This is a genomic window from Nonomuraea sp. 3N208 (assembly GCF_052245935.1).
Classification (GTDB): domain Bacteria; phylum Actinomycetota; class Actinomycetes; order Streptosporangiales; family Streptosporangiaceae; genus Nonomuraea.
Genome location: NZ_JBQQBR010000029.1, coordinates 47,549 through 73,089, shown reverse-complemented (window position 1 = coordinate 73,089; position 25,541 = coordinate 47,549). Strand labels below are relative to the sequence as shown.

Annotated in this window: 28 protein-coding genes and 1 pseudogene; 19 read left to right on the top strand and 10 right to left on the bottom strand. The window is 68.4% G+C overall.

The genetic code is table 11. From position 1 onward, the window contains the following. The first annotated feature begins 4 nt into the window (after positions 1–4). The 10 genes and pseudogenes from ACTWPT_RS37485 to ACTWPT_RS37440 all read left to right on the top strand — a co-directional run bounded on the left by ACTWPT_RS37485 (position 5) and on the right by ACTWPT_RS37440 (position 8,922). Positions 5–1,063, top strand: a complete 1,059-nt coding sequence (locus tag ACTWPT_RS37485; protein ID WP_443182257.1) for a branched-chain amino acid ABC transporter permease — start codon at positions 5–7, stop codon at positions 1,061–1,063. Beyond that, positions 1,056–1,760, top strand: a complete 705-nt coding sequence (locus ACTWPT_RS37480) for an ABC transporter ATP-binding protein (RefSeq protein WP_443182256.1) — start codon at positions 1,056–1,058, stop codon at positions 1,758–1,760. The genes ACTWPT_RS37485 and ACTWPT_RS37480 overlap by 8 nt, the downstream gene beginning before the upstream one ends. Beyond that, the gene (locus ACTWPT_RS37475; RefSeq protein WP_443182255.1) at positions 1,757–2,509 is read left to right on the top strand and encodes an ABC transporter ATP-binding protein; all 753 of its coding nucleotides are present in this window, start codon (positions 1,757–1,759) and stop codon (positions 2,507–2,509) included. Before ACTWPT_RS37480 ends, ACTWPT_RS37475 begins: the two co-directional genes overlap by 4 nt. 74 nt (positions 2,510–2,583) lie before the next feature. After that, positions 2,584–2,817 (top strand): annotated as a pseudogene (locus ACTWPT_RS37470) (aldehyde dehydrogenase family protein); the annotation flags it as partial. A gap of 166 nt (positions 2,818–2,983) precedes the next feature. Continuing rightward, positions 2,984–3,844, top strand: coding sequence for an SDR family NAD(P)-dependent oxidoreductase (locus ACTWPT_RS37465; protein ID WP_443182254.1), 861 nt, complete (start codon positions 2,984–2,986; stop codon positions 3,842–3,844). 10 nt (positions 3,845–3,854) lie between these two features. Next, the gene (locus ACTWPT_RS37460; RefSeq protein WP_443182253.1) at positions 3,855–4,403 is read left to right on the top strand and encodes a MerR family transcriptional regulator; all 549 of its coding nucleotides are present in this window, start codon (positions 3,855–3,857) and stop codon (positions 4,401–4,403) included. A 772-nt stretch (positions 4,404–5,175) separates the two neighbouring features. Further along, positions 5,176–5,499, top strand: coding sequence for a hypothetical protein (locus ACTWPT_RS37455; RefSeq protein ID WP_443182252.1), 324 nt, complete (start codon positions 5,176–5,178; stop codon positions 5,497–5,499). Between the two features lie 22 nt (positions 5,500–5,521). Further along, on the top strand, positions 5,522–6,745 hold the full coding sequence (locus tag ACTWPT_RS37450) for a cupin domain-containing protein (protein ID WP_443182251.1): 1,224 nt from the start codon (positions 5,522–5,524) through the stop codon (positions 6,743–6,745). A gap of 717 nt (positions 6,746–7,462) precedes the next feature. Further along, a complete protein-coding gene (locus ACTWPT_RS37445; RefSeq protein ID WP_443182250.1) occupies positions 7,463–8,449 on the top strand; it encodes a tyrosine-type recombinase/integrase in 987 nt (328 codons plus the stop codon). Between the two features lie 20 nt (positions 8,450–8,469). After that, entirely contained in the window at positions 8,470–8,922 is a 453-nt protein-coding gene (locus ACTWPT_RS37440; protein ID WP_443182249.1) for a hypothetical protein, read from the top strand. A gap of 363 nt (positions 8,923–9,285) precedes the next feature. On the opposite strand, the gene ACTWPT_RS37435 is transcribed toward ACTWPT_RS37440, so the two are convergent. After that, the gene (locus tag ACTWPT_RS37435) at positions 9,286–9,666 is read right to left on the bottom strand and encodes a VOC family protein (protein ID WP_443182248.1); all 381 of its coding nucleotides are present in this window, start codon (positions 9,664–9,666) and stop codon (positions 9,286–9,288) included. Positions 9,667–9,729: 63 nt separating this feature from the next. Between ACTWPT_RS37435 and ACTWPT_RS37430 the strand changes: the two genes are divergently transcribed. Further along, the gene (locus ACTWPT_RS37430; protein ID WP_443182247.1) at positions 9,730–10,482 is read left to right on the top strand and encodes an AraC family transcriptional regulator; all 753 of its coding nucleotides are present in this window, start codon (positions 9,730–9,732) and stop codon (positions 10,480–10,482) included. 217 nt (positions 10,483–10,699) lie between these two features. Here the strand turns inward: ACTWPT_RS37430 and ACTWPT_RS37425 are convergent, their stop codons facing one another. From ACTWPT_RS37425 to ACTWPT_RS37415, 3 genes are all read right to left on the bottom strand, one after another. Continuing rightward, positions 10,700–11,347 carry a hypothetical protein gene (locus ACTWPT_RS37425; RefSeq protein ID WP_443182246.1) on the bottom strand — a complete coding sequence of 216 codons (648 nt, stop codon included), beginning with the start codon at positions 11,345–11,347 and terminating at the stop codon, positions 10,700–10,702. Positions 11,348–11,494: 147 nt separating this feature from the next. Beyond that, on the bottom strand, positions 11,495–12,001 hold the full coding sequence (locus ACTWPT_RS37420) for a single-stranded DNA-binding protein (protein WP_443182245.1): 507 nt from the start codon (positions 11,999–12,001) through the stop codon (positions 11,495–11,497). Positions 12,002–12,094: 93 nt separating this feature from the next. After that, positions 12,095–12,283 (bottom strand): hypothetical protein, encoded by a 189-nt coding sequence (locus tag ACTWPT_RS37415; RefSeq protein WP_443182244.1) that lies wholly within the window; start codon positions 12,281–12,283, stop codon positions 12,095–12,097. 467 nt (positions 12,284–12,750) lie between these two features. Between ACTWPT_RS37415 and ACTWPT_RS37410 the strand changes: the two genes are divergently transcribed. The 3 genes from ACTWPT_RS37410 to ACTWPT_RS37400 all read left to right on the top strand — a co-directional run bounded on the left by ACTWPT_RS37410 (position 12,751) and on the right by ACTWPT_RS37400 (position 14,171). Further along, positions 12,751–12,993, top strand: coding sequence for a hypothetical protein (locus tag ACTWPT_RS37410; RefSeq protein ID WP_443182243.1), 243 nt, complete (start codon positions 12,751–12,753; stop codon positions 12,991–12,993). A gap of 393 nt (positions 12,994–13,386) precedes the next feature. Then, entirely contained in the window at positions 13,387–13,686 is a 300-nt protein-coding gene (locus ACTWPT_RS37405; RefSeq protein WP_443182242.1) for a hypothetical protein, read from the top strand. Positions 13,687–13,766: 80 nt separating this feature from the next. Next, the gene (locus ACTWPT_RS37400; protein ID WP_443182241.1) at positions 13,767–14,171 is read left to right on the top strand and encodes a hypothetical protein; all 405 of its coding nucleotides are present in this window, start codon (positions 13,767–13,769) and stop codon (positions 14,169–14,171) included. An 856-nt stretch (positions 14,172–15,027) separates the two neighbouring features. On the opposite strand, the gene ACTWPT_RS37395 is transcribed toward ACTWPT_RS37400, so the two are convergent. The 4 genes from ACTWPT_RS37395 to ACTWPT_RS37380 form a co-directional block, all read right to left on the bottom strand. Continuing rightward, the gene (locus ACTWPT_RS37395; protein WP_443182240.1) at positions 15,028–15,579 is read right to left on the bottom strand and encodes a hypothetical protein; all 552 of its coding nucleotides are present in this window, start codon (positions 15,577–15,579) and stop codon (positions 15,028–15,030) included. Positions 15,580–15,797: 218 nt separating this feature from the next. Continuing rightward, positions 15,798–16,322, bottom strand: a complete 525-nt coding sequence (locus ACTWPT_RS37390; RefSeq protein WP_443182239.1) for a hypothetical protein — start codon at positions 16,320–16,322, stop codon at positions 15,798–15,800. A gap of 385 nt (positions 16,323–16,707) precedes the next feature. Next, complete coding sequence (locus ACTWPT_RS37385) at positions 16,708–17,199, bottom strand: hypothetical protein (RefSeq protein ID WP_443182238.1); 492 nt, start codon at positions 17,197–17,199, stop codon at positions 16,708–16,710. A gap of 748 nt (positions 17,200–17,947) precedes the next feature. Beyond that, entirely contained in the window at positions 17,948–18,244 is a 297-nt protein-coding gene (locus ACTWPT_RS37380; RefSeq protein WP_443182237.1) for a hypothetical protein, read from the bottom strand. Positions 18,245–18,358: 114 nt separating this feature from the next. Here ACTWPT_RS37380 and ACTWPT_RS37375 point away from each other — a divergent pair, with 114 nt between their 5' ends. From ACTWPT_RS37375 to ACTWPT_RS37360, 4 genes are all read left to right on the top strand, one after another. Next, positions 18,359–18,757 carry a hypothetical protein gene (locus tag ACTWPT_RS37375; protein WP_397115065.1) on the top strand — a complete coding sequence of 133 codons (399 nt, stop codon included), beginning with the start codon at positions 18,359–18,361 and terminating at the stop codon, positions 18,755–18,757. 248 nt (positions 18,758–19,005) lie between these two features. After that, the gene (locus ACTWPT_RS37370) at positions 19,006–20,148 is read left to right on the top strand and encodes a hypothetical protein (protein WP_443182236.1); all 1,143 of its coding nucleotides are present in this window, start codon (positions 19,006–19,008) and stop codon (positions 20,146–20,148) included. Between the two features lie 161 nt (positions 20,149–20,309). Then, positions 20,310–21,596, top strand: a complete 1,287-nt coding sequence (locus ACTWPT_RS37365) for a hypothetical protein (protein WP_443182235.1) — start codon at positions 20,310–20,312, stop codon at positions 21,594–21,596. A 135-nt stretch (positions 21,597–21,731) separates the two neighbouring features. Continuing rightward, entirely contained in the window at positions 21,732–22,463 is a 732-nt protein-coding gene (locus ACTWPT_RS37360; RefSeq protein WP_443182234.1) for a hypothetical protein, read from the top strand. A 411-nt stretch (positions 22,464–22,874) separates the two neighbouring features. Here the strand turns inward: ACTWPT_RS37360 and ACTWPT_RS37355 are convergent, their stop codons facing one another. Together ACTWPT_RS37355 and ACTWPT_RS37350 are read right to left on the bottom strand one after the other, a co-directional pair. Continuing rightward, positions 22,875–23,297 carry a hypothetical protein gene (locus ACTWPT_RS37355; protein WP_443182233.1) on the bottom strand — a complete coding sequence of 141 codons (423 nt, stop codon included), beginning with the start codon at positions 23,295–23,297 and terminating at the stop codon, positions 22,875–22,877. After that, positions 23,294–24,829, bottom strand: coding sequence for a WD40 repeat domain-containing protein (locus tag ACTWPT_RS37350; RefSeq protein ID WP_443182232.1), 1,536 nt, complete (start codon positions 24,827–24,829; stop codon positions 23,294–23,296). The genes ACTWPT_RS37355 and ACTWPT_RS37350 overlap by 4 nt, the downstream gene beginning before the upstream one ends. 245 nt (positions 24,830–25,074) lie before the next feature. On the opposite strand from ACTWPT_RS37350, the gene ACTWPT_RS37345 reads away from it, so the two are divergent. Continuing rightward, positions 25,075–25,524: a hypothetical protein gene (locus tag ACTWPT_RS37345; protein WP_443182231.1), complete on the top strand. Its 450-nt coding sequence runs from the start codon at positions 25,075–25,077 to the stop codon at positions 25,522–25,524. Positions 25,525–25,541 lie beyond the last annotated feature (17 nt).

The following is a 25,541-nucleotide window of genomic DNA, read 5'->3' as shown; positions in this document are numbered from 1 at the left end:
CACCATGGAGGATTCCGCGCCCCTGGCTCAGGTGGTCACCCGGCCGGCCGGGACCGGGCTCACGCGCCTTCGGAACATCCGGGCGTACCTGCCGGGCGCGCTGCTCGCGCTGGCCACCGCGCTGGTGATCCCGGGCGTGACCGACGCGTTCTGGCTGAAGACCTTCACGGTCGTGGCGATCTACGCACCGGCGGCGGCCGGGGTGGGCCTGCTGTACGGGCGCGTGGGCCTGGTCTCGCTCGGCCAGGTGGCGCTGCTCGGCGTCGGCGGCTGGATCACGCTGCGACTCGGCTTCGGCACCGGACTGCCCTACGAGGTGGTGCTTCTGCTCGCCGGGGTAGGGACCACGCTGATCGGGACCCTCGTCGGGCTGCCGGCGCTGCGCCTGAGAGGCCTCAACCTCGCGATCGTCACGCTCATGCTCGCCGCCGCGTTCCAGTACGTCTTCGGCGCCCTTCAGTTCCCCGACGGCGGCGGCGGATTCTCCGGCCACAGCGGGAAAGGCCTGACCATGAGCCGGCCCGCGCTCGCCGGCAGCGACCCGGCGTACTTCCGCTACTGCATCGTGGTGGCGGCGCTCAGCTTCCTGGCCATGTCGCTGTTGCTGCGTGGCAGGGCAGGGCGGGCATGGGCGGCGATCCGGCAGAGCGAGGCCGGCGCGCTCGCCTCGGGCGTCAACGTCACCCGGGGCAAGCTGCTGGCGATCGTCGTGGTCTCCTTCGTGACGGGCGTCGCGGGCGGGCTGCTGGCGACCAACATCGGCAACCTGTTCCCGGATGGCTTCCGCGCACGCGGATCTCTCGAGCTCTACGCCGTCGTGCTCATGGGCGGAGCGTTCTCCCTCTGGGGCGCACCGGTGGCGGCTCTGCTCTACGTGGCGCTGCCCGCGCTGCTCACCCACACCTGGCATTTGGACGGCAACCTGCTCCTCGTGGTGTTCGGGGTGGGGCTGATCCATTCCCTTTCGACCTCTCCGACCGGGCTCACCGGAGGGCTCGGCGCGTTGGCAGGCCGGCTGAGACGGGGCCGGGAACCGGCCGGAGAGAAGGCCACCGATGCTTGAGGCCAGCGATCTTACGGTGACGTTCGGTGGTGTCAGGCCGCTGGACGGCGTGTCCTTGTCCTTCGAGGGCGGAGTGTGCGGCCTCGTCGGCCCCAATGGCGCCGGCAAGACCACGTTCTTCAATGTGCTGAGCGGGTTCGTGACGCCGCACGCCGGGACCGTGACCTTCGCCGGCCGGAACCTCGGGGAGATGCCCCCGTACGGCAGGGCCCGGTGGGGGATCCGGCGGACCTTCCAGCAGGAACAGGTGATCCACGGCCTGAGCGCCTACGACAATGTCGGCCTCGTCGCCGAACACGCCGGCGGCGGGCCGCGCGATGTCCGCGAGGCGCTCGACTTCGTGGGCCTGCGGCAGGCGGGCAGGCTGGGGAGCCGGCTGTCCATGCTGGAACGACGGCTGGTGGAGATCGCCAAGGCGGTCACCAGCCGGCCCAGGCTCGTCCTGCTCGACGAGCCGGCCGCGGGCTTCGCCGACGAGGAGACGAATCACCTCATCACGCTGATCAGAGCCATCCCGGAACGGTTCGGCGCCCTGGTGATCCTCATCGACCACGACATGGAGCTCGTCTCGGCGGCGTGCGGTGTCACCGCGGTGCTGGACTTCGGGCGCCTAATCGCTCTCGGCCCGACCCGCGAGGTCCTCGCCGACGAGCGGGTCAAGCACGCCTACCTGGGAACCGAGGATGTGATCGAATGACTGACCAGGCGCTGGTCATCGAAGGGCTCCAGGTCGAGCGGGGCGGCCGTACCGTGGTTCGGGGCGCCTCGCTGCGGGTGCCCGCGGGCGAGATCCGGGCCCTGCTCGGACCCAACGGCGCGGGCAAGAGCAGTCTGGTCCTCGCGCTCGCCGGGGTGCTCCCGCTCAGCGGGGGGACGATCACCCTCAATGGGCGGGAACTGGCCGGCCGCCGGCCTGAGGGTGTCCGTGCGGCCGGTCTGGCGACCGTTCCCGAAGGACATCGTGTCCTGGGCGATCTCACCGTCGCCGACAACCTGGCCGTGGCCGCGGCCGTGCAGGCGCGCGGCCGGCGCGATGCCGCCCTGGCCCGCGTCCACGAGCTCTTCCCTGAGCTCGAGTCGATCGCAGGCCGCCGCGCGCGTTCGCTGTCGGGCGGCCAGCAGCAGATGCTCGCGCTGGGGCAGGCACTGGCGGGCGAACCTCGGTTCCTGGTCGTGGACGAGCTCTCGCTGGGGCTGGCCCCCGTGGTGGTGCGGCGACTTGTCCCCGCGCTCAAGGCGATCGCCGGGCAGGGCGTGGGCGTCCTGCTCATCGAGCAGTTCACGCACGTGGCGCTGATGGTGTCACACGAGGTGTACGCCCTGGTGGGCGGCCACATCCGGCTGCACGAACCCGCCGGGCGCCTGCGGGACCGGCCCGAGCTGCTGGAAGCGGTCTACCACCTGGCCGAGTCCGTGACGATCGAGGAAAGTGAGAAGGGGACATGAGTTTTCTCGAGGAGAAGGTGTGGCGGGGCAAGGTGTTCACCGGGACGTAGACCCGTGGTTCCGGCGGCGAGGCCCCGGTGGTCGAACCGGCCACCGGAGCCGAGCTGGGCAGGACCGGTCGTGCGACGCCTGGCGATGTCGGACCGTCCGCCCGCCGGGCCGCCGAGGCACAGCGCGAGTGGGCCGCCCGGCCCTTTGCCGAACGGGCAGCGGTGCTGCGCCGGGCCGGGGATCTCTGGCTCGCCCACCGTGAGGAGATCGCGCAGTGGCTGATCCGCGAGGGCGGCAACATCCCGGGTACGGTATAAGCGAGCGACTGCCCGTCCAGGGCAAGAACAAAGGCAGACTCACCCTCAAGCGCCGGAGCGGGCAGGTGGCGGTCCACGTTCCTTTGCGCTTCCGGTCACGATCTTCCGTTTTGGTGGTCACGTCGGTTTTGCGTTCGAGCGCGCTCGAAGGCATAGCGTCCCCGCCATGACGACACAGACCTGGATCATCACTGGCGCGTCCCGCGGGTTCGGACGCGCACTGGCGGAGTCGGCGCTCGCGGCGGGCGACCACGTGGTGGCGGCGGTGCGCCGGCCCGAGAGTGTGGCCGATCTGGAGGCCAAGTACCCGGACAACTGCCTGATCGCGAAGTTCGATGCCCGGGACATCGCCGCGGCCGCGGACCTCGTGCGCGACACCCTCGACCGCTTCGGTCAGCTCGATGTGCTGGTCAACAACGCGGGCCGGGCCGTGGTCGGAGCGGTCGAGGAGGTCAGCGACGCGCAGTTGCGCGAGTTGATGGATCTGCACCTGTTCGGCCCCGCCGCGCTCGTCCGGGCGGCGCTGCCCACGATGCGTGAGCGGGGCACCGGGACGATCGTGCAGATGAGCAGCCAGGGTGGGCGGACGTCGTTCCCCGGCGTGTCGGCGTACTCCGCGTCGAAGTTCGCCCTCGAAGGCTGGTCCGAGGCCCTGGCCGGGGAGGTCGCGCCGTTCGGGATCCGGGTGATGCTCGTCGAGCCCAGCCGGTTCAGGACTGGCTTCAACGGGGGCGATGTGCTCGAGTTCGTCGAGCCGTCCGCGACCTACCGTGACTTGCTCGCCAACGTCCGTGCGGACATGGCCGGGACCGACGGCCGCCAGGAAGGTGACCCGGCGCGGGCGGCCGAGATCATCGTGTCCCTCGCGCACGGCGTCGAGGTGCCGCTGCGGCTGCCGCTCGGGCGCGAGGCGGTCGAGCGTATCTCGCGTGCCTACCGGCGCGGCCTGGACGAGGTCGAGCAGTGGGCCGAGACCGCCCGCAGCGCCGACTTCGAGGGTGTCTCTGCATCGGTACGGCCCATCTAGGCTCGTGGTCATGGCCACCGACGATCTGATGACCAGGGCGCTCGAAGCGCTTGGGGACGACGGTCCGCTGGCGGTCGAGGCTATCCACCGCCTCGCCGACCTGGCCGATCTGCCCGAGACGATGACGATCGCCGAGGTTGCCGACCTCCTCGACATCTCGCCCCACACGCTGCGCTATTACGAGCGGGCCGGGCTGGTCGAGGTGGCCCGCGACGGTAATGGTCATCGCGTCTACGACGCCGAAGCGGTTCGGCGCCTGGTGTTCCTCACCCGGATGCGGCTGTCCGGTATGCCGATGCGTGACCTGCAGCACTACATCTTGCTTGTCGATGCCGGAGGGCACACGGTGCCGGAGCGGCTCGATGTGCTGGTCGAACATCGCGACACCATCCGCCGCCGGATCCGTGAGCTGACCCTTTCCCTCACGGCGGTCGAATACAAGATCGCCACGTACGGGGGCTCGACCGGGCCGGACGTTCAGGCCCTCGGCACCACCACCGGTACCGACCGCACGGCGCTGCCGGACGAGCCGCTGCGACGGGCACTCCCGGCAGAGTGAGGGACGCCGACGCTCGCCGGGCTGCTAGCGGTAGTCCGGCCTCCCTCCAATCTCCGGCCACAGCCCCTGCGGGAAACGATCACTTCCCCGCTGGGAAACGATCTTCAAGGCCTCGCATTCTCCAAGCTCAACTGCACTCGTGAACTCCCCTAGACACCTACCGCGTCGAAGGCCGCCAGTTGGCGGCGGCCGCCGCCTCCACAAAGGTTGTCGCTGCCGCCCTGCTGCGCAGCCCTCACAGCTGAGCCCGACACTCCAGGCAGCCGGCGGCTGACCCCTTGTCATCAACGGCTGCCGGCGCCGTTCCCCCGGTCTGCGTCGGGTCCAGCGGGCCGAAGGCGCCCAGTGCGGTGCTCCGGCCAAGGGGGTTCCCAAGAAGATCTTCACCGTTGACCGGATGGAAACCCGACAACGGCGATCAAGGACCGGCGGAGTGTCCGCTCCGGGCCGAACACCGTCCAGCAAGTTCAACTCATCCCAGAGGGGACGCTCGGTCATCAATGGTGACGATCGGCAACTCTCATAAATGATCAATTGTCCGAGATCAGCGGCGCGGGCGTTCCATGAGCCGTCAGCCCGGGGCCGCCGTTCGCATAACTCCTCACACAACCCGGGCGTTCTGCAAGTCGGTTCTGAGAAGGTGTCGTAACCTCAGGTTCGGTGCTGGACGGTGAACGACCGCGATCAAGCATCGACGTGATGCCCCACCTCGGTTACCGTGCTCCATAGGACACACCCACGGTAACCAGCGAGGTCCGCCCAAGGGGCAAACATGTCTGACGAGGAACAGCGGTCTCTCACCAAGGAAGAGATCCAGAACTACTTCCGGGACAACACCGACTTCTTCTACGGCGCCTTGCGCCAGGCTCAGGAACTGGTGGACAACAGCCGCGAGGCCGGAGAATCCGCGGAGATCCCCGTCCCGGTGGATACGCTCAGGACAGTGCATCAGGCGATGATGGCCATGTACAAGATCATGGGTGATCAGGAGATGCTGCCGCCGTTCGGCAACCACGGCAACCGGGGGCCGGGCGCGGACTGGAACCCGCTCACCCCGCACGGCGTCGATGTCGGTGACCTCAGTCCTTTCGGCTGACCAGGGGAGCAGGTACCAGGTCATGAGCATCCTGAAGAAGCTGCTGTATCCGCATGACCTGGAGGCGTTCTTCTCCCGCACCTGGGAGCAGGACTACTTACACATCCGCAGCGCCGACAATCCCGCCCTGCGCGAGCTGCTACCCGCGCTGGTGTCGATTGAGGATCTGGATGAGCTGCTCACTGTCACCTACGCCACCGGCTCCCACCGCTCTGATGTTCTGTGCCTGACCCGGGACGGGCACGTCTTGGCACCCGGCGATTACCTGCGCCCGGCTGCTGCGGGGCAGCCGCTCGTGCAGATCGACGTGGAACGCGTGCTGACGCTGTACCGCCACGGCGCGTCGATCACCCTGAACCGGGTCCACGAGGCCCTACCTGCGGTGGGCGGGCTGTGTGATGAGCTGTCGGCGTTCTTCGGGGTACGGGTGCACGCTAATGCCTACCTCACTCCCGCCGACGCCCAGGGCTTCCCCACCCATTTCGACACCCACGACGTGATCCTCCTGCAGCTCGCCGGCGCCAAAAGTTGGCACATCCAGCCGCCGCCGGTGCAACTGCCGACCCCCGCAATGCACGACCACGGCGTCGCCCCGACCGGTCCCGTCACCGAGGTCCTGCTGCGCTCGGCAGAGCTGCTGTACATTCCCCGCGGCTTCGTCCACCAGGGGATTGCAACCGATACCGCATCGGTGCATCTGACCCTCGGCATAACCCCCTACCCCTGGTCCTGGCTGCTTCACCGGCTGGTGGACGATCTGGAGCGCAACGACGCCGATTTCCGGCGATCGGTGGCCTCGCAGCTGGGACGCGCCGCTCTCGACGAGCGCCGGCTCACCGAGACCCTGACGATGCTGGCGGCGCGGCTGGTCAACACCGAACACGTCCGGCGTACCCTCGACCACCAGGTCGCCGGGATCGACCGCCCGGGCGGCATGACGCTACGCGGGCTGCTGACGCAGCTCACGCACGCCGAGCAGGTCACGCCAGCGACCCTGGTCCGGCTGAAGCAACCGGTCGAGGTCGACCTGAGCCGATCCGGTGATCGCATCATGCTGTCCTTCGGGCGCACAGCGCTCACCCTTCCCGCGTTCACCGAAGCGCCGCTGCGTATCCTGTGCAGCGGCGCTGCCGTCTGCGCTGCGCAGCTTCCCGCCGGGATCGATGACAGCGGGAAGCTGGTGCTGATCAAACGGCTGATCCGGGAAGGGCTACTGGAGTTCGCCGATCCCCTCGTCCCGGCCTGATCGATCCTCGGCACGGCCGTAGCCGGCGCGGAGCACATGCTCCATGACGCGTTCGCCGAGCTTCTCGGCCGGGCACAACGCGCCGGCGCGGTGCGGCACTCACAGGGCAAATCCAGGAGATCTACCAGCGGTGCGTCGTCCGGCTTCCACCGGAGACACAGCAGTTGCTACTGGTCGCAGCCGCAGAGCCCGGCAGCCTGCTCTGGCGTGCCGCCGATCGGCTGGCCATAGGCATCGAGGCGGCAACACCGGCCGTGTTCGCCGGACTGGTCCAGATCGGCGACCGGGTGCAGTTTCACCATCCGCTGGTGCGCTCGGCCGTCTACTGGGCGGCCTCGCCCGAGGAACGGCGTCGAGCGCACGGTGTGCTGGCGGTTACGGCGCTGTGCCAGCGGCACCGAATGCCAGCGAGACGGGGAGCTTGGTGGTTTTGGCGCTCATCGGAACGGGTCATAGCCCGGATCAATGCCTCAACAAGATGAGACCACACGCTGGATACCTCGGATCAGTGAGACTGCCTCAACCACCTCGAGACAGGACAACTACCGTGACGAGCCGCGAACGAGTCCGTTCGGCTGAGAAACTCAGAGGCTCAGTGGATAAGCTTCCTTATCCACTGAGCCGGTGTAAGATCTCAGTGGATAACGCGGATCCGGTCGGGTCGTAGCCCGGGGGAAAACTCAGCGGATAAGAAGGAGCACCAGGGGAGGAGGCGGGATGGCGGGCAAGGTGGTGCCGCTGCGCGCCGGCAAGTCCCGCGCCGCGAACGGCGTCCAGGGCGGCCCGGGCGCCGGCGCGGGTTCGTCCTCGGCGGCCGCGTCCGATCCCGCCGCCGAGGCGATGCTCGCCACCGCGGCGCAGGCGCTGGCCACGATCGAGCGCTACCTCGACCGGTGCAAGCTCAGCGAGCACACTGTGCGGGCCTACCGCCGCCAGTGCGCCGCGTTCGTCGCCTGGCTGGGCGAGCACGCGGCCGCGCACCCGGACGCCTTCGGCGACGTGGTCGGCGGCGAGGCCGCGGTGACCGCCTACAAGCGGCACCTGCTGCGCAGGAAGGCCTCCCCGGCCACCATCAATCAGGCGCTGCCGGCGATCGAGCTGATGTACGAGCGCGGGGCCCGGCTGCGCTTGGACGTCAAACGCGCGCGCGTGCCCCGCCCGGGCGAGCCGGACGCGCTCACCCTTGCCCAGCAACGCGCGCTCGAGCGCGCCGCCGACCGGCGCGGCCCGCGCGATGCGGCGATCATCTTCACGCTGCTGTGCAGCGGCGCCCGGGTGGAGGAGTGCGCCCGCCTGGACGTCGACGGCATCGCCGTCACCGCCCGCACCGGCGAGATCCGGTTGCACGGCAAGGGCGATGAGGTGCGCAAAAATCCGCTGCCCGCGCCGGCGCGCGAGCGGCTGTCGGCCTGGCTGCTGCAGCGCGGGCACGAGCCGGGCCCGCTGTGGACCGGGCAGCGCGGCCCGCTGACCATCTCCGGCATCACCCAGGTGGTGCTCGCCACCGGCGATTCCGCCGGAATCACCGGACTACGCCCGCACGACCTGCGCCACACCTATGCCACCCGGCTGCGCGAGGACGGCGCCGACCCCGCCCAGATCCAAGCCCTGCTCGGCCACGCCCGCCTCGACACCACCGCCCGCTACTTCCGCGCCGGCGCGGCCGAGCTCGCCGCGGTCGTCCAGCGCACCTTCGAGGAGTGACACCCTGAAGGGAGCATCTCGTGACCGTCACCCAGGTACGTCTGCACACCGACCAGGACGGCCGCCGCTACGAGCTGACCGTGCAGGCCGTCGACGGCGGCCACCAGGTGGAGCTGCTCGGCAGCGACGCCGACGGCCAGCTGCTGGCCGCGTGGCGCGGCACGCTGCCCGCCGCCGACCTGGCGGCGATCGCCCAGCTGCTGGCCTCCGGCGCCGCGGAGCTGACCGGTACGCCGGCGCCGCGCCCGGCCGCCACCGTGGAGCAGCAGCGGGCCAAGCACGCCAACGCCGCCCGGCCGTGGAGTGCCGAGGACGATGCGCGCCTGGCCGAGCTGGCCGCCGCACCCGAGGCCACCATCGAGGACCTGATGCGCGAGCTCGGGCGTAGCCGCGGCGCCATCCGGTCCCGGCTGGAGAAGAAGGTGCCCGGCAGCCCGCTACTCCTGCGCCGGGCCGCGGCCGCCACGCCCTGACTCGTCGGGCGTGACGAACAGGCGATCTCGGCGAACCACCCGGCAGGGCCCCAGATGTAGGGGTCGAGGTCGCTGCTCATGAGGCTTGAGGAGCAAGACTTCGTGGTCCTGCCCCGCAGGTGGGGTGGTGGAGAGGACGCTGTCGTGGATCTCCCAGCGCAGGCGGTGCGTACGTGACTATGAACGGCTATCTGGGCACCACGAGGCCATGGTCCTGTGGGCGATGATCATCCTCATGGGACGACGACTCGCGCGATCCGCATCTCCCAAATCGACCTGACGATCAGTTTGTACACGGCACTGAGGGATCGACTGAATTCCTTCGAGTGGCTTCGCGCGACGCACGAGGCGTCGCGGTCGCCACTATTCGGCGGTGTGGTCGTACTCCATGGCGCCGACCACGTTGCCGGATGGGTCGGCGAGCCAGATGAGATGGCCGACGCCGGCGATGGTCGTGCATGGCATGAGGACCTGGCCGCCAGCGGCCAGAGCGGCCATAGTGACCTTGTCGACGTCATCCACGGCGATAGTGCACTCCCAGCCGGTGGTCGGCTGGTCGGGCAGCAGGTTGCGGCGCTGCTGGAGCGCGGCCGTCACGCCAGGACCGCGTGGGTCGTCGGCCTCGATGCGGTAGAAGCCCGGTGGTCCCCATGCAGAGAACTGCCAGCCGAAGCTCGCGCGGTAGAAGGCACGCGTAGCTGGGAGGTCGTCGGCGTTGATAGCGACGTGAGACAGCTTCGTCATGACCATGACGGTACGAGGGCCGACACGTGCGCACTGCCGTCAACGCGGCCTATTCTGTCGTCTATGCGTCAGGCCGTCGACAGGCCCGAGCCAGACGTGCGGTGCTATGCGGTGTCGCATTCGGGCGGTGTGCTGGACCTGCCGCAGGACCCGGCCTGGGACCAGCTCATCTACGCCGTGCGCGGCGTGCTGACCGTCCAAACCTCCGACGGATCATGGGTGGTGCCGCCGCACCGCGCTGCATGGATCCCCGCCGGCGTGCTCTATCGGCTCGGCCTGTCGGGCCGGGCCACGCTGCGCACGCTCTATCTGACACGCGCGCTGGCGCTGCTGCCCCCAACCTGCCGCGCGCTCGACGTTTCGCCGCTGCTGCGCGAACTCATCCTGCACGCGGTGCGCTTGGCGCCGCTGCGGCTGGCCGACCCGGTGCACGAACGACTGATCGCCGTCCTGGCAGATCAGCTGGTTCCGCTTGGCGACGTCGCGCTGCAATTGCCGGCGCCACGGGACCCGCGCGCCGTCGCGGTCGCAACGGCCCTGCATCGCGACCCGGGCGACATCTCCTCGGTGGACGTGCTGGCCCGCCGGGCGGGCGCCAGCCGCCGGAGTCTGGAACGAGCGTTTCGTCTCGATACCGGCATGACCGTCGGACAGTGGCGTCGCCGCCTGCGCATGTTGGAGGCGCTGCGACTCCTCGCTGCCGATGTCCCCGCCACCATTGTTGCGGCTCGGGTGGGATATGCCACGCCCAGCGCGTTCGGCGCCGCATTCCGCGCCGAACTGGGTGGCACCCCCGCCCGCTGGTTCGTCCGCTGACTAGCCGGAGCGAGGTCTCGGTCGCTCCAACTCGCGATCAGTTTGTTCACGGGGACTAAGAACCTCAACACGCCGACTTGACGGGGAACCGTATCGCGTACTCCAGGACGATGATTCCTAGAGGGATCATGGGGGTCGTCTCCTTTGCTGGATGGACGGAGTGGAAACGCCTCCGGCGCGAGAACGCCGGAGGCGGGAAGAGTGGCTGAGTCCGGGATCAGTGCCGCGTCTGCCTGCGCTCCTCGTCGGTGAAGCCGTAGTGGCCGGTCCGGCTACCGCGGGCGATCATCTGGCCAGCGGACGACAGGGCGGCCTCGCTGAGGTCGTGGTCGTACTGGATGGCGGTGTCGGAGTCGATGCCGAGGTTGTGCGCCAGCGTGTGAACGGCGTCGTTGGCACCCAGGAGGACGAACTTCCAGACGCGCTTTTTGCTCTGCAGTTCGCCGATCATGTCGTGGACCGTGTCCTGGTTGAACGTCCGGGAGGCGTTCTCCAGGCCGTCAGTCAGGACAACCGTGATGATCTCGTCAGGCCGGTATGGCTTGGGCAGGCCGCGCACGAAGTGGCGGGCCCGGGTGATGGTCTGGCCCATCGCGTCCAGCAGCGCCGTCTGCCCGCAAGGCTTCAGCGTGATCGCGGGCACCTGGCTCAGGTCGCGGTTGGTGAACAACGGCTCGACCTCGTGGTCGAACTGGGTCAGCGACACCGTCGTACGGCCGGGCACGTTGCGCTGGTCGGCCAGGAAGACTCGCGCTCCCTGCTCGGTCTGCGTCTTGATCGAATGCATGGAGTAGGAGCGGTCGAGGACGAGTTGGATGAGGCGCCAGCCGGTGGCGGCGATCAAGGTCATGGTGTTCGTCTCCATGCGGTAGTAGTGAGGGAATCAGCGGATCCCGCGCGGCGCTACACGGCCGCAGTCCGGGCAAGCCCTGGGCGGATCACGAACGGCGGCCCAAGGGGGACGGTCGCGGCGGCCGCTCCTGAACCGGGGAGCGGCCGCCGCTTGGGTGGGCTAGAACTCCGGGGCGGGGTCGTAAGCCCCGGCTCCGGCCATGACGGGCGCCTGCTCGCCGGAGGCCGGGTCGGCGTCCTGGTCCTCGGCGGGCATGCCGTCCCAGGGGTTCTGCGGGGGAGTGTTGACGGTGCGGCTGCCGCGCACCTTGACCACCTTGGCGGTGGCGTGGCGCATGGACGGGCCGATCTCATCGACCTCCACCTCGTAGACGGTGCGCTTGTCGCCTTCCTTCGTCTCGTAGGTGCGCTGCTTGAGCCGCCCCTGCAGGATGACGCGCATGCCGCGCTGGAGGCTCTCGGCGACGTTCTCGCCCATCTGCCGCCACACGTTGCAGGTCAGGAAGAGGCTGTCGCCGTCCTTCCACTCGTTCGTCGAACGGTCCATGAACCGCGGAGTGGACGCGAGGCGGAAGCGGGCCACGGCCTGGCCGGTCGGGGTGAAGCGCAGTTCCGGGTCGTCGACGAGGTTGCCGATGAGGGTGATGACGGTGTCGCCTGCTGCCATGGTGTCCTCCAAGGACGTCAGGTGGGATGAGCGGTTGCCGAAGCGGGACGGGAACGGAGCGGGCGGGGGCCGGCGGCCCCCGCCGCGCAGGACCTAGAAGGGGATCTCGCGGTCGGCGACGGTCGCCAGCCGGTACGCCTCGACCTGCTCGCCCACGCGCCCCAGGCAGATGCGGCCGCCGTCGGAGGTCGGCCAGCTGTGCTCGAGGGTGACCTCGTTGGCGCACCGGGTGCAGGCGGTGATGTCCGTGCGGTAGAGGGGGAGGCCGAGCTTGAGGGTCATGGTGTGGCTCCTTCCGTACGGTGCCCCTGCTGGGTGTCCGTTCCGTGTTTCGGTGAGGGAGGACACGCAGGTGGAAGCGACGGAAGGCAACGCGGCGGCCCCGGCCAACAAGATGTTTTGGCGCCCCGGCCGGCGCTGACGTTCACCCCGCTCGCGCCAAAAGATCTTGGCTGGGCGGGGTGAGCGCAGCGAAAGCCGGGTTGCCTGGAGGAGCGTGCCTGCGAGGCTGACTGAGCCGGAATGCGGGGCGGGTCCACCAGCAGGGACTGAAGGCAGGTGGCCCGCCTCAGCCCCACGCTCCGACCGCACGATCAGCGCAACCCCGGCATCCGGTCCGATGCGGCGACGAGGTCCTCCGCCCGTACGGCGCGACCGCCGTACGGCACCCTCGCGTCGAAAGGGCGTCGCCGCGGTGGCGCGCCCCGTGCGCGCCGCCGACCACCAGAGGCGGTCGGCGGAAACCGCGGGTGCGCGGGCCTCTGACCGCGTACCGTCACGGTCGTGACCGTCGCCCCCACGCCCGGAACCCGGTAGACATCGCCGCCGACGCCTGCGAGCGCGCCACGCACCTGGATCTGCTCGTGCATCAGCTCGGCGAGGCATCCGTGGAGCCGGCCGAACGCGAGCGCCTGGCCGCCGCGTTGGCGGAAGTCGAGGCGGCGATCGCCAACGTGGCCGCGAGCGTCGGCTTGCCGCCACGACGTCCTTAGCGTCCAGGCCCGGCATTCGGGTCGCATGTAGTGCGGGCTGGATGCGGGGATGGACCTGCGACGGAACCGTTTCGTACGGTAAGCGCCTTCCCGCAGGTCGGAGTGGGTGCTGAACGAAGGTCGCGCGGAATCGTTGGCGTACGTTCCTGTTCGGTCGCAGCTCGCCGGTGGTCATGGTTGCGGGGCGGATCGGCTGGTGGGTGACGCCCGGTGATGGCGATCTTTGTGCCCGGAAGTCCTCAGCAACGGACAAGATCAACTCGGCACGTGAGCGGGATGGCGGCGCGACGCCAACACCGCCACGAACACCGCCACGAACCCCGACGCGGACGCGATTCGGCGCGAGGACTTGGCGGTGCCGGCGCGCGAGGAAACCGCGCTCTCGGGGCGAGCGTGTCGTCGCCTCCCCGGCACCGGTCGACGACGCCCCGGATCGCGGCGGCGAACCGTTCGTCGAGCCGCCGGGGGTTGGTGTTGCCGGAGGACGTCGACGTCGACCTGCTCGCCGCGGTGGCCGAGGACGTGTACGCCGCGACGGAGCCGCCCACCGCGGTGGGCGGCAGGCTGCCCGGCGAGCTCGGCGACGCGGTCGCCGGCCCCGTCGGCGAGCTCGCCAACGCGCTGTACGGGATGGACACCATCACGCCGACGACGCTCGCCGGGATCGTCCACACGGTGCGCCGTGAACGATGACCTGCGATGGAACGACGGCGGAACGAGCTGGAACGCCCATACCAGTGACCGAAGTCGGCATATTCGAAAAGGAGAAATACATGAACAAGCGACACGCACTGGCGGGCCTGTTGCTGGCCGGCGCGATGGCGGCGGTGGCCGGGGCAGGCACGGCAGAAGCCAGCGCAGGCTCCGCCCACCTCGCGATCGAGCCCACCGGGACCGGCAACTGGTTCGTCAGCGTCACCGGCAACGCCCCAGCGGCCGGCCAGAGGCGAGTCTGCTTCAACCTGTACGGCGACGACACCTTCGACCACCACCTGTACGGGGGCTTTGGCAACGCGTGCAGTGACACCAATTCCGCTGGCCACTACAGCATCTCGGTCTATCTCCCCAGCTACACCCTCAACGAGGACTGGGGGAGGGACGAGGTCTATGCCAAGGCCACCTTCGCGGCTCCAGGATCGCCGACCGTCAAGTCCAACACCGTGACGGGGTACTTCTGATCGTCCGCCGCCCGCCCCACCCACGCCCAAGGCACGGCAGACGCCACCACAAAGCCGGCAACGTTGGACCTGACAATCACGGCCCGGCTGCATAACTCAACCGCAACTGCAGCCGCCGTCGTCGGGTGGCCGGACGAGAAGTCAGTCCAGACCGATGGCGGCTCGGGCCTTCTGATCCCCGATGTAGGTCGCCGCCGCAAGCTGGATCAACACGAGCCTACGCGCCGAGACGGCCGCCAACCCGTTCCTGACAGCGTCGGCATACTCTGCGATCAGGCCGGCGAACTCGTTGGCCCGTTTAGCGCGTTAACTAACCGCTATCGACTGTGTACGATACGTACGGCGTGTCCCTCCCTGTGAATCTCGCGTACCCGTTAACCTCCCGTGTTCTGGCTGTTCGGAACGTCCTCGATCCCCCGGGAGGATGCGTGCGTAAGCCCGTTGTTGGTGACCTGCGTGTCCAGCCGATCGACCATGAGTCCGGTCGGCGTTCGTACACAATCGTGTCGGCTGAGGGCGAGGTCTGCCGGTGGCCGGATGGGTTCTTAAGAGCACGCGAGGGCGGAACCGATCGCACCTACGCCTACTTGCTGGTGGATCACCTGCGGTGGCCGGAGTTCGAGGTCCTACTCTCCGACACCGTCACGATGGCCGACCTGGAGCGGTATATGGCGGCCGTGGGCGCCGAGTTCGCGGGGCCGCACGCAGCTCTTTGCCAGCCTGCACAACGAGCCGCCCGGCCGACCCGACGGCAGCGAGGGCCCAACTGGCCAGGAACCATCCTCATGGCCGGCGGCCGGCCAGCCGCTGTGAGCGATGCCGCCCGCCGTGACGGCGCGGTCGGCTTTCAACCATTTCAAGATTCTTCGGCGGGCGTTTGGCCGCGTTGGCGAACGGGGTATGGCTCCATGCTCGCTTCATGATCGACACCCACCAATTCCCTGCGAATTTGCGCCCTGATCTCGTCAGCGAGTTCCTTCCGATGCTCCTCATCGGTCTCTGCCTCCCATGCCCCACGGAGCTGTCTGACAAGGGCGCTTTCGCAGGCTGAGAGAGCCATCAAGTCATCCTGGCGCTGTCCAAGAAGGTCTCCCCACCCTTGCCCGAAGGCGCTGACCGGCAGGTGTGAAAGGTCGATCACCCGAGGGAGTCGTCCGTGCTCGCTCACATGAGGAAGTTGCTGCATTTTGTCATGGCGATCCAGCTGCCGCAGCAGCGAGTCATACGTCTTCTCCAGGCGCTGCTGGTGACGCTCCTCCCGAACTATCCGTTCCTGGCTTTCCATCTGCATGCGCGCGATCTCGATCGCTGTCTGCTGCTGGCGGCGTCCTGCTCGGAAGGTCGCGAGAATCCCGGCGATGCCTACCCCGGCGGTGCTCAAGGCGCTTATCACTATGGTCCAGTCCACGGCGATGCTCCTCACCTTCGGCCTAACTGAGCAACGATCGGGCCGTCGTAGTTGTTGCAGCCCCCAAGATCCAGTGATGACGTCGGTTTGAGACGCACGTCGCGAACATGCACGCCACGTGAATGGCCAGCTCAACCACGAAATGCGATCATGATTGGTCGGTAAATCTGCGCAGGTGTACCTGCTCTTCCAGGTAGACACCCTCCAGGCCTGAACAGTCACCCGGCCGCCGGCATGCTGCCCCCGTGCGTGCCGCGGCAGCTCCCCACACGGCCAAGGGCGTCGTCCAGGTCGCCGCGGGTCCTGAGTCGTTCCTGGTGCGGCACCGAACTCAGCTGGAAGGGTGAGTTGACCTGCCGTTTCCGCGCAGGGTTGCGGCGAACCTCTCGCCGTGAAGTGCCTGGCTCACAACCTCGATGGACCGAGCCAGGCGAACCAGGGGGCCCTTCCTCGCGGTAGACGGCCAGCACCGCCTCGACAGCATCCGGGGAAAGGCCGCGAAGGTCGACGGCGGCATGCCGGTAAGCGGCCCTGGCTCCACCGGCCTGTGTGTGCAGGTGTTCGGAGGCGTCCAGGACGGTGACGTTGGTGAGTCCGGCCTGGTGGAGTAACAGGGCCAGGACGGGCCCGGTGATGGAGGCGCCGACGATGGCAACGGCGGGCTGGTCGCAGTCATGGGTCGTGGATGGGACGGGGGAGGTCACGGTCGAGGCGTCGGGACGCGACGGGGTGAGGATGATCACGGCAGCTCCTGTGCTGGTTGACGGGGCTGCCGGAAGGGATGTCCGAGTGAGGTCCCGGGCCTGGGGCGGCGGGGCCTCCCCCTTCCGGCGCCGAGCCGTCAGCGGCACGGCGAAGCGCCCGGCAGAACTCGTCCGCCCGGCCATCGCGGAGCACAGCGACGCGCATGGCACAGGGGCGGGCGAGAGGCCGGTTGCGGGGCGCGCCGCCGTACCGCAGGCTGCGAAGCCGGAGAAGGGGGACACGCGCCACTGCCTGAGCGCCGCACGATGCGGCGCCCTTCGGCGTGCTGCCCGTGCCGGCGCCATGGGCTGCTGTGACACGCGCACGGCAACAGGCCTAGTGGGGGGCGAGGCGGGCTGCTGTCGGGGCCAGCGCGTCGCGTGGTCAAGCGGCCTGAACGGAGCAGGTGGCGTGCGGCGTGATGCGCGCGGCTGCCGCCGTGCGGCTTGCGAGGCGGACGGTCTGAAACGGAATGATCGGCATGCCGATGGTGACGCGGAATCGCTGATGGCGGGCGCCGATCGTCCAGGCGAACCGGTGGTTTCCGCCGTGTCGGATCTGGACGCCGCCCACCTCGCAGAGGGCCTGCGCCAGCCAGTCCCGCCGAGACTGGCCGCGCCGGCGCGGCCTCGCGCCGGCGGTGAGGAGCTTGCGGACGGTGTGCTCGGCGGACGGCTCGCCGGCGCGGAGCTTTTGCAGGCTCCGCTCGGGGATCGTGGTGGCATCCGGCATGAGCCACATCGACCGCGCGGCGGTGCGGCCGAGGTAGACGGCGTTGCAGGAGCGGTAACCGACGCCATCGTGACCGGGCATGATGACCGTGCCGTCGGCGGCGATCCTCGCCACGGGGTCGGCGTAGGCCAGAATGCCTCTCAACCCGAGATCGGACGCCAGGCGAAACGTCTCGGCGATGGCCCAGCTCTCCTGGCACCGAGCAGTATTGCTCCATGTCGAACGCCGATGCCACGACGCGGTGTGCGCTGTAGCGGCCCGAGGACAGGCTCTGGTGGCGGCTCTTGACCTGGAGTTCGGGTGCAGCACGGCCGGTTTGGGCCAGATGCTGCAGGGCGCTGTGGCGGAGCTGGTGCAGCGTCCACCCGCCTTGCTTGTCGAGCTCGGCAGGGTCGCGGATGTCGGGGTTGGCCAGCGGCCGGGTGAATGTCTCGAACAACTCGGCGGCGCGCCGGTAGGACAGGCGGGCCCGCCCGGTGACCGGGCAGGCGTCACCTGGGGGTGCGGGCTGGCGCGCCGGTCGGTGAGGAAGACAGGGCCGCGGGTGCGGCCCTTTAGCAGCTGCGGCAGCAATTGGGCGGTGCCGGACTGCCAGTGCACCCATTCGATGGTGCCGCCCTTGGAGGTGACGCGGCCGCGCTTGTCAGCCAGCAGCAGGTCCTCGATGTCGAGGCAGAGGATTTCCTTGGCCCGCGCGCACGTCTCGTACAGGGCCTTCCAGAGCGTTCGTTCGCGTAAGCCGGCTTTCACCTCAAACAGGCCGGCGATCTGGTCGCGTGACAACGCCCTCCGGCGGTCCGGCGGTCCGGCGGCGCGGGCCGGCGCTCGATGCCGATGATCGGGTTGCCGACCAGCCAGCCGCCCTCACGCCACCAGGTGATGGCGGCCGTCATCACCAACAGCTCGCGGTTGACGGTGTCGGCGTCGACCAGCCGGGCCCGCTGCGCGAAGGCCTCGGCCCAATCCCGGGGATGCTCGTCAAGAGCTCCCGGGCGAGGCGAAAGGGCACCATCATCTCCTCGACCTGCGCATCGAGCTTGGCGAGCCTCTGATCGAGAAGATCGAGATGCTGCAGGTGCAGGCGACACATCAGCGCGTGAGGCTCATCGAAGCGGCCTTCCAAGACCATCGACAGGTCACCGATCTTGGCGCGCATCCGGCCCAGCGCCAGCTCGGGCCAGGGCCGCACCGTGTCGTTCCCCAGCGATGCTCCCTGCGCTCTCAACGAATACTCAACAAGTTCTCAACACCGCCTGGCGCACCATGTGGATCGCCAGTTGATCAACAGGACAAAGGGGGCAAGATGCGATTCGGGATCAAGGCGGTAGGAATGCTGGTTGCGACCGGCGCGATCATGGCGGCGACACTCGTGAACGGGCCGGCCGCGTCGGCCACCCCGTCTCCGTGTTCCGTGTACGACTCTTCCATCTCTAACCTGGACGGCGGCTACGGCGTGATGAAGGGCTCCTACAACCTCAAGAAGGGGCCCTATGCGGACCGGTGCGGGAACGTGACCAGGCTCGGCAGGGGCCGGGTCATCTACCTTCACTGCTGGGTGCGGAACGGGCGTGGCCACCTCTGGGTCTATGGCCGGGTGAAGGGGACGGGGACGTACGGCTGGATGTCCGTCGACAACTTCAGTTCCATCCGTCACTCGAACTACGAGACGTGCAGGCCGGATGCCGATCGCGACCACTCGTAGAAGAACTCCTTGGGAGAATCAAGAACCAGCGGCCATCACCTCCATCCTGGCGGCGGGTCTGCTCACCCCCGGACCAGGAATGCTTGGGCTTGCGGCAAGGCGGAAAGCGGCGCAGGTGCGCCTTTCCGACCGACGCCGCAACCTCGGCCTTGTCTCGGACCAGTCGCTTTCATCGGCGAGTTGATGAGGTGACGGCGCGTCAGAGCCCTTTGTGCGAAGCGGGCCGGAATTGGATAGGGGACAGACGAATGGTTGACACGCCGAGAGCAACGGCGTCCCTTCTCGGGCTGGTCTTGGCAGCAAGCCTCGCTGCCTGTTCATCAGACGGAGACCAGCCCGGGGTGGGAGCGGACGCCGGCCACAGGTCTTCGGAGACTGGCACCAGTGGAGACTTCACCCAGCAGAACATGATCATTACGGCTGTCTGCTCGCGGGGGAACGGCAGCGGCGGAGTCGTCAACGTCGATGGCTGGAACCCGCAAAGCTGGAAGCACCTGGCGCATGCGGAGTTCCAACTGCCGGACACGGCGATTGTCGAGTACGACAGGTCCGAGCCCAACACCGCCGTGAGGCAACTGTGCGAGCCCGATGAGCTGCCCGCTGATGCCGAGGATGTGACAGCCATCAGATCGCTCTTCGACCAGGACTTCACGAAGATGGCCGTGGTCACCCAGGACCCGCAGATCGCGGCGACTCATGTCGGCTACGTCGACCGTGCGGGCAAGTTCACCGACCTGACCGGGAACGAGGACTTCGGCAACACTCCGCACGAGCACAACGCGGCCTTCTCCCGGGACGGGAGCGCGGTCTGGTTCACGTACGAGGTGACCGACCAGCCGGGGATCTCAACCAAGGACCGGGTCGCGAGCCGAGCGCTTGCCGGGGACCACAAGGCGGTCGACCAGTTGGAGGTCAGGACTGCCCAAGAGCTCATCATGGTGGGGAGAACTCCGAGCAGGGCCGTGGTGGCCAGCAGCGCCTTCCTCTCGCCGGACGGCAAACGCCTTCTGGCGAGAGGTTACGTCCTGGACGTCCCGGCGGAGGGCCAAGGGGTGAGCCCGGACCTTGTGGAGAAGGGCAGATACATCTCTTGTGGTGGTGGCTGGCTCGACAACGACACGGTGCTGTGCAGCGCGGACGGCAGGTTCGCCGCGCTCGACATCGCCTCGGGGGCGAAGCCTGGAGCGCCCATACTCCCCAGCAACGACCACGACAACCACGCCATGGTGATCTCCCCTGACGGTCAGAGATTCGCGTTTCTCTCCCAGAAGGGGGCCGCGATGGATTACTACCTCTGCGACACCAAGCCGGGATCCACGCCTCAGAAGGTCGAGCGAACCGGGGAGTTCTCCGCGCTCGGCGACACTGCCGCATTCATCGAATGGCGCTGAAAGCACGCGCCTCCGGCGGGGACCGTCACCATGATCAATAACGTCACCGTGGCCCGTGCGTGGCAGTGGGCAATGGGTGAGAGCAACCGCGCCGGATCGGAACCTTGCGGCGATCTCGGCAGCCGAACCGACCGACGCGTTCTGCTGAATGGAGGATTCGTGTGAATCGGCCCAGGTGCGTACTCGTGGCGGTGGTGGCCGCTGGCCTTCTCACTTCCTGCGGAGGAGGCGCGGGAAGCGATGGCTCGGGAGGGTCGCACGGATCTCGGACCGGCACGGCTACGCCGTCCTCGTCCGCCTCGCCTGAGCATGTCGCGCCCAGAACACAGCTGTCGGTCCCCAGCCTCTATGACACCTCCCGCGGCTGGGAGTCAGATCTGCCGGGGGACCAGCTCACCCTGCCGCACTCCGGGGCGGTCGCCGTCTTCCGGCAGGGCGGCAAGAACGACGGCACCTTCACCGTGCTCGATGTGACCAGCGGCAAAAGCCTGTGGAAGGCCGAGGTGAAGGGCCCCGGACTGATGTCAGCGTTCTCGGTCACCGTGCAGGGAAAGGACTACCTGGTCGCCTCAGCGTCCGGCTTTCAGGGCACCGACGTGGTCAGCAAGGGCCGGCAGGTCACGACGATCGACATCTTCCCCGCCCGTGCCGCTGGAGACGGCGTCAAGCCGGCTCACCATCTCGAACTGGACGGCGAGGGCGCGGTCAGCAACGGCGGTGGCGGACTGCTGGTGGAGCTGGACAACGACGTGGTGGTGACCGTGGATCCGGCCACCGGCGCGACGAAGACGTACGACCTGAAGAAGATGGAACCCCCAGCCAGCGAGTGCAAGCTGTGTTTCGCTTCGACCGAGGCCGTAGCGGTCACGTCGCGCGGGCCGCTGCTGGCCACCAATACCCAGCCGCGCCGCCACTACTGGGTGCCGGGAGCCTGGTCAGGTGGAACTCTCACCACCAACAGCGAGCACAAGATCTTCATCGCCCCGGTCAAGGACTCCCTCGTCGCGCAGTGGCGCGACGAAGGCGCGCCCAACGACACGTGGGCCGTCCTGGACCCCGCCACGGGAAAGGTCCGCGCCAAGGTCGACTGCGCGCCGGATCAGCGCGTGACGGCCGACGACTCCAAGGGAGCCTCCCTGTCCGCCGACGGACGCTATCTCGTCCGCAGCCACACGGCCTTCGACTTGGACAAAGGCACCGGCCACTGCTTCGAGGAGACCGACCAAGACAAGCCGGTCCATCTCACCGGCGTGACCGATGCCGGCGTCGCCTTCGGTATCGGCGCCTCGACCGCCGACCAGGCCGACCCGCGGGTCACCATCGACCTCGCCACAGGCCAGGTCCAGCTCGGCGACTACATCGTGGCTCCCTTCGGCGACTACTCCGGATACGGTCTGTTCTGGGACGACTCCACAGACACCATGGTCGCCTATCCACACGCCAAGTGACCTCCCGCGTAGGCGCCCGATCGCGCTCAGCGGTACAGCCGGCACAGGCCCCTGGATGCGCCGTACCTGATGCTGGGGCGAACCGAGAGAAGACCGGAACCTGCGTGAAGGCCGCTGCATGCGAAGGATCAGGCCGTGAACGAACTATTTGACGTCATCGCCACATGGTTCGACGGCCGTTCGACCACGAGCATGGTGGTGTGGGGGTGGCCCATGCTGGTGTGGGGCCGCGTCGGGAAGGTCATGTTGTACTTCGCCGCGCTGTCCATCGTGTTGGACCTTCTCGACCCCCACAAGCTGCGAATGCGGGGCGGCGAATTGAAGGTCCGCGCTACCGGCGCTCTCGCTCGTGCCCGGCTCAGGCTGTCTCAAGCCGGCGTGGCCCGCCTCAACACGAATGTCCGGGAGCAGTTCATGCACGGACACGCCTATGATCAGTGGGGCATTACCTACTACGCATTGGCTGAACGTAGCCGTCCGGGCTACGTTCCCCGCGCGCTGGGCTGCTCGCTTGAGGAGTACCAAGCCTTCCATCAGAGCGTCATCGCAGAGCTGCCCCGCGTCCACGCGGGGGACGACGGCAATCCATGCGACCGCGAGCACGACGCTCTGTGCGCCGGACAGCGTCGTCACATTTCTCTGCGGATCGACGCGTTCCTGACGGAACATGTGCCCGCTGATCGGCAGCGGTTCTTGGATGGAGGCTGGAGCTGGCTGCTCGCCAAGGCAGCGTGGTGGGCTGTGAGGGGCGCTTTCGAGCTGCTTCTCGGCGCGCTCCTGTATCGCACTCGGCCGCTGTATCTGTTCCGCTGGGCGGCGTTCGCCCTGGTGCTTGTCGGCGGACCGCTCGACACGCTCGCCGCATGACTGCCGGTAAGGAAAATCAGCCTCATGCCCACCGAACCGGACTGGTGATCATCGCACGGTGAGCGCTTTCCCGCGCCCGCATCACTTTCACCGAGTCGCATCGGCCGACCCTGCGTGGTCGGCCCGGGCCGAGTCGGCCGCCCTGCGCCGCCTGGTGGTCGACGGCGTATCGGTCGCCGAAGCCGCCCGCACGCTCAAAATCCGGCCGCTCCACCACCTACACGGCACTCACAGAACACTGACCAGTCATTACCTCAGCCCGCGGCCGTTTCTGCCGCCAGTTTGGCACCCCACATGAGGAGTGAGCTGGGAGCGGGTCATGCTTGTCGCCGGGCGACAGAGTTCAACGCCAGGAGCAGCAGGACCGTTGCGGCCGGCCTGATCGCTGTCCACCGTGTCACCTGATCTCCCTCAACGCGGTCCATGGGACGTCGAAGGCGGGCGAACGCGCGCCAGGTCGCTGCCGAACCCAGCGATCAGATCTCCGTCGCCGGTCACTACGAGAGCGATCGGTCTGGTCGGCAGGATCATCGGGTGGCAGAGATCGTGTCCCGTCTCCAGGTCGGTCAGTGAGATGGTGCCGTCCGCGCGGCCGACGTAGACGGCCGGCCACGCCCGTTCCGTCGCCGTGGTGACCTCTGTCGTGCCCCGGATGTCCGGGCCGATCCGGGTGCCGGAGACACTCCAGACGCGGACCGTGTCCGGCCTGCCATGTCCCGGGACGGTGTGCGCGGCGACGACGCCGGGGCCAGCAAAAGCGAGAACAACGTCGTCGTCGGCGTCAGGGATGGTGATCGACGGGGCGGTCAGGTCGTCGAGGGCGTGCAGGGTCATGGGTCGGCCGTAGCCGGACCGCGCCGCGAACGGCCTGCCGTCGATGACGCCGGTCGCGAACCCGGTGATCCTGGTAATGACCGCGGTCTGGGCTTCGTCAAGGAGTATGCCGTCGGTGGGTGCCAGATCTTGATCCGGCCGTCCCGGCCGAACGTGACGATGACTTCCCGCCCTCGCAGCACGATGTGGGAGAGGCCGTGCACAGACGTGGGATGCGCGAAGATCGGCGCCCCGAGGGGGAGGTGGCTGCTCAGGTTCCAGCGTCGCAGGTTGCCGTCCTTGAGGTAGCGCGAACCGGCGCCCGTGGCCACGATGGCGTCATCGCCGTCGAGCCAGACCGCGGCCGCGCGAGTGCCTTCGACACCGCTTTTCAGCGGCGCGGCCAACGGCCGCCCGTCCAGGCTGTGGCGCACCACGATCGTTCCGCCCTCGTCGACGCTCGCCACTACGTCCGCGGATTCGGCCGAGGAGACGGCGCTGATGCGCTCGTCGTGTCCGGGTTCGGGGTCAACCGGCCGGTCGAGGTCCCACAGGGCCACCACTCCTTCGTAGGCCGAGCTGGTGAGCAGCAGGTCACGATCCTGCCACCGCACGGCGCGCACGGCTGCGCGCGAGGCCGGCCACGCGAGCGGTGGGTCCTGCTGCTGCGAGGTGCTGAGATCCCATAGGCGCACCCGCCAGGGCGTGGGCACCGCGAGCCTCCCTGACACCGTCGCCAGCCTCGGATAAGGGTACGAATCTGACCACATGTCCATCAGCCCATGCGGGTGGCGGTTGAGATGGGCGGTGATGTCGACACTCGTCCGGGCGCCTGTCGCTGGATCGAAGGTGACGATGGAACCGCGCTCTTCGATCACGGTGACGAGGTCGCGACCGTCCGTCGTGGACAACGGGGTCCGTCGCACTGTCCCCAGGTCAGGCGGAATCCTCATACTCAGCCGCCCACCGTCGTCCAGATCCCAGAGCGACAGATCGCCACCGTCGGTCAGCAGGACATGCCTCCCGTCGGCCAGCCTGCCCGCGTACATCGAGTACGTGCGGGACGAGCTGAAGTCGGTCACGTGGCGACCGGTCGGGAGCGACCAGCCGCTGACGCGGCCTTCCAGATCTTGAGTCACCATCCACCCGGCAGGGCCGGAATCCACCACGTGCAGATCGAGTAGGTCCGCGTCACCGATCCTCAGCGTGTGCCGCAGCGACGCGTCCGCGACGTCCCAGATGCCCACCCAGCCCCGATCGTGACCGGAGACGAGCAGGGGGTACTCACCGGCCGTTGAGAACGCCAGGCACCGGACGGGTTCCGCGCACGGCAGCAGACTTGACTGACCGGACGGCACATCCCACACTCGCAGCCGGTACCGCCCCTCGGTCTCACGCCTGTCCTTGTCGCAGACGGCTAGCGACGGACGATCCCCCAAGATCCCCCAGGCCACGCTGGTCACCGGCCCGACATGCAGCTTCAGGACGAGCCGCGGATCGAGATCGGTGCCGCTCGCCCAAGAGACCCGCCACAACTCGGCGCCACCGCGCACCCGAGCGCGAGCTGGGCCATGCAAGCGATCAGGAACCTGGTGATGGATCTGGACGATCCGGTTCACCCCCGGGGCGTCACCCGAGCAGAGGCGTTCGCAGAAGTTGGCATCGGTTGGTGCCCGTGGCACGATCGACCCCTGTCAGGGCGATCGTGGCGGTCGGGTTCGGGAGGGGGATGAGCGAGTTATCGGCGGGGCCACGTGGCCATCAGAGCGGGGCCCATCGTGCGGCCCGCGTTGGGCTGGTGGCGGGGCTGTCCGCTGTGGTCGTTTCGGGATTGCTGCCCTGGGTCGCGCTGGCTCGGTCGGGAACGGCCGTACAAGCCGAGGGATTCGTTCCGGGTTTCGGCCAAGCCGTGGCCGGCCATCTGGGACTGTCCTATCTGGACGTTCATCGCGCTGTTCCGGTGATGATCCTGGTGACGTTCGCGTTCGCGGGTGGCGCGATCATCGCGTCGTCGCTGGCGGCGATCGCCCTGATCCGGCCGTCAGGTGGCGTTCATGTGCTGGGCGCCGCACTCGCTGCAGCGGACGTTGTCGCGTGCGGTGCGGCCATCCTGCCGTCTCATCCCGATTTAGTCCCCAGTATTGGGCCTGTGGCGGGCGCGATCGGATTCTTCGCGCTCGCGACCTGCCAGGCCGTGCTGGCGCGGGGGGCTCCACGCCGATGTTCAGCATCCGGCAGATGCCCTTGACCTTCAGCCCATCCGGA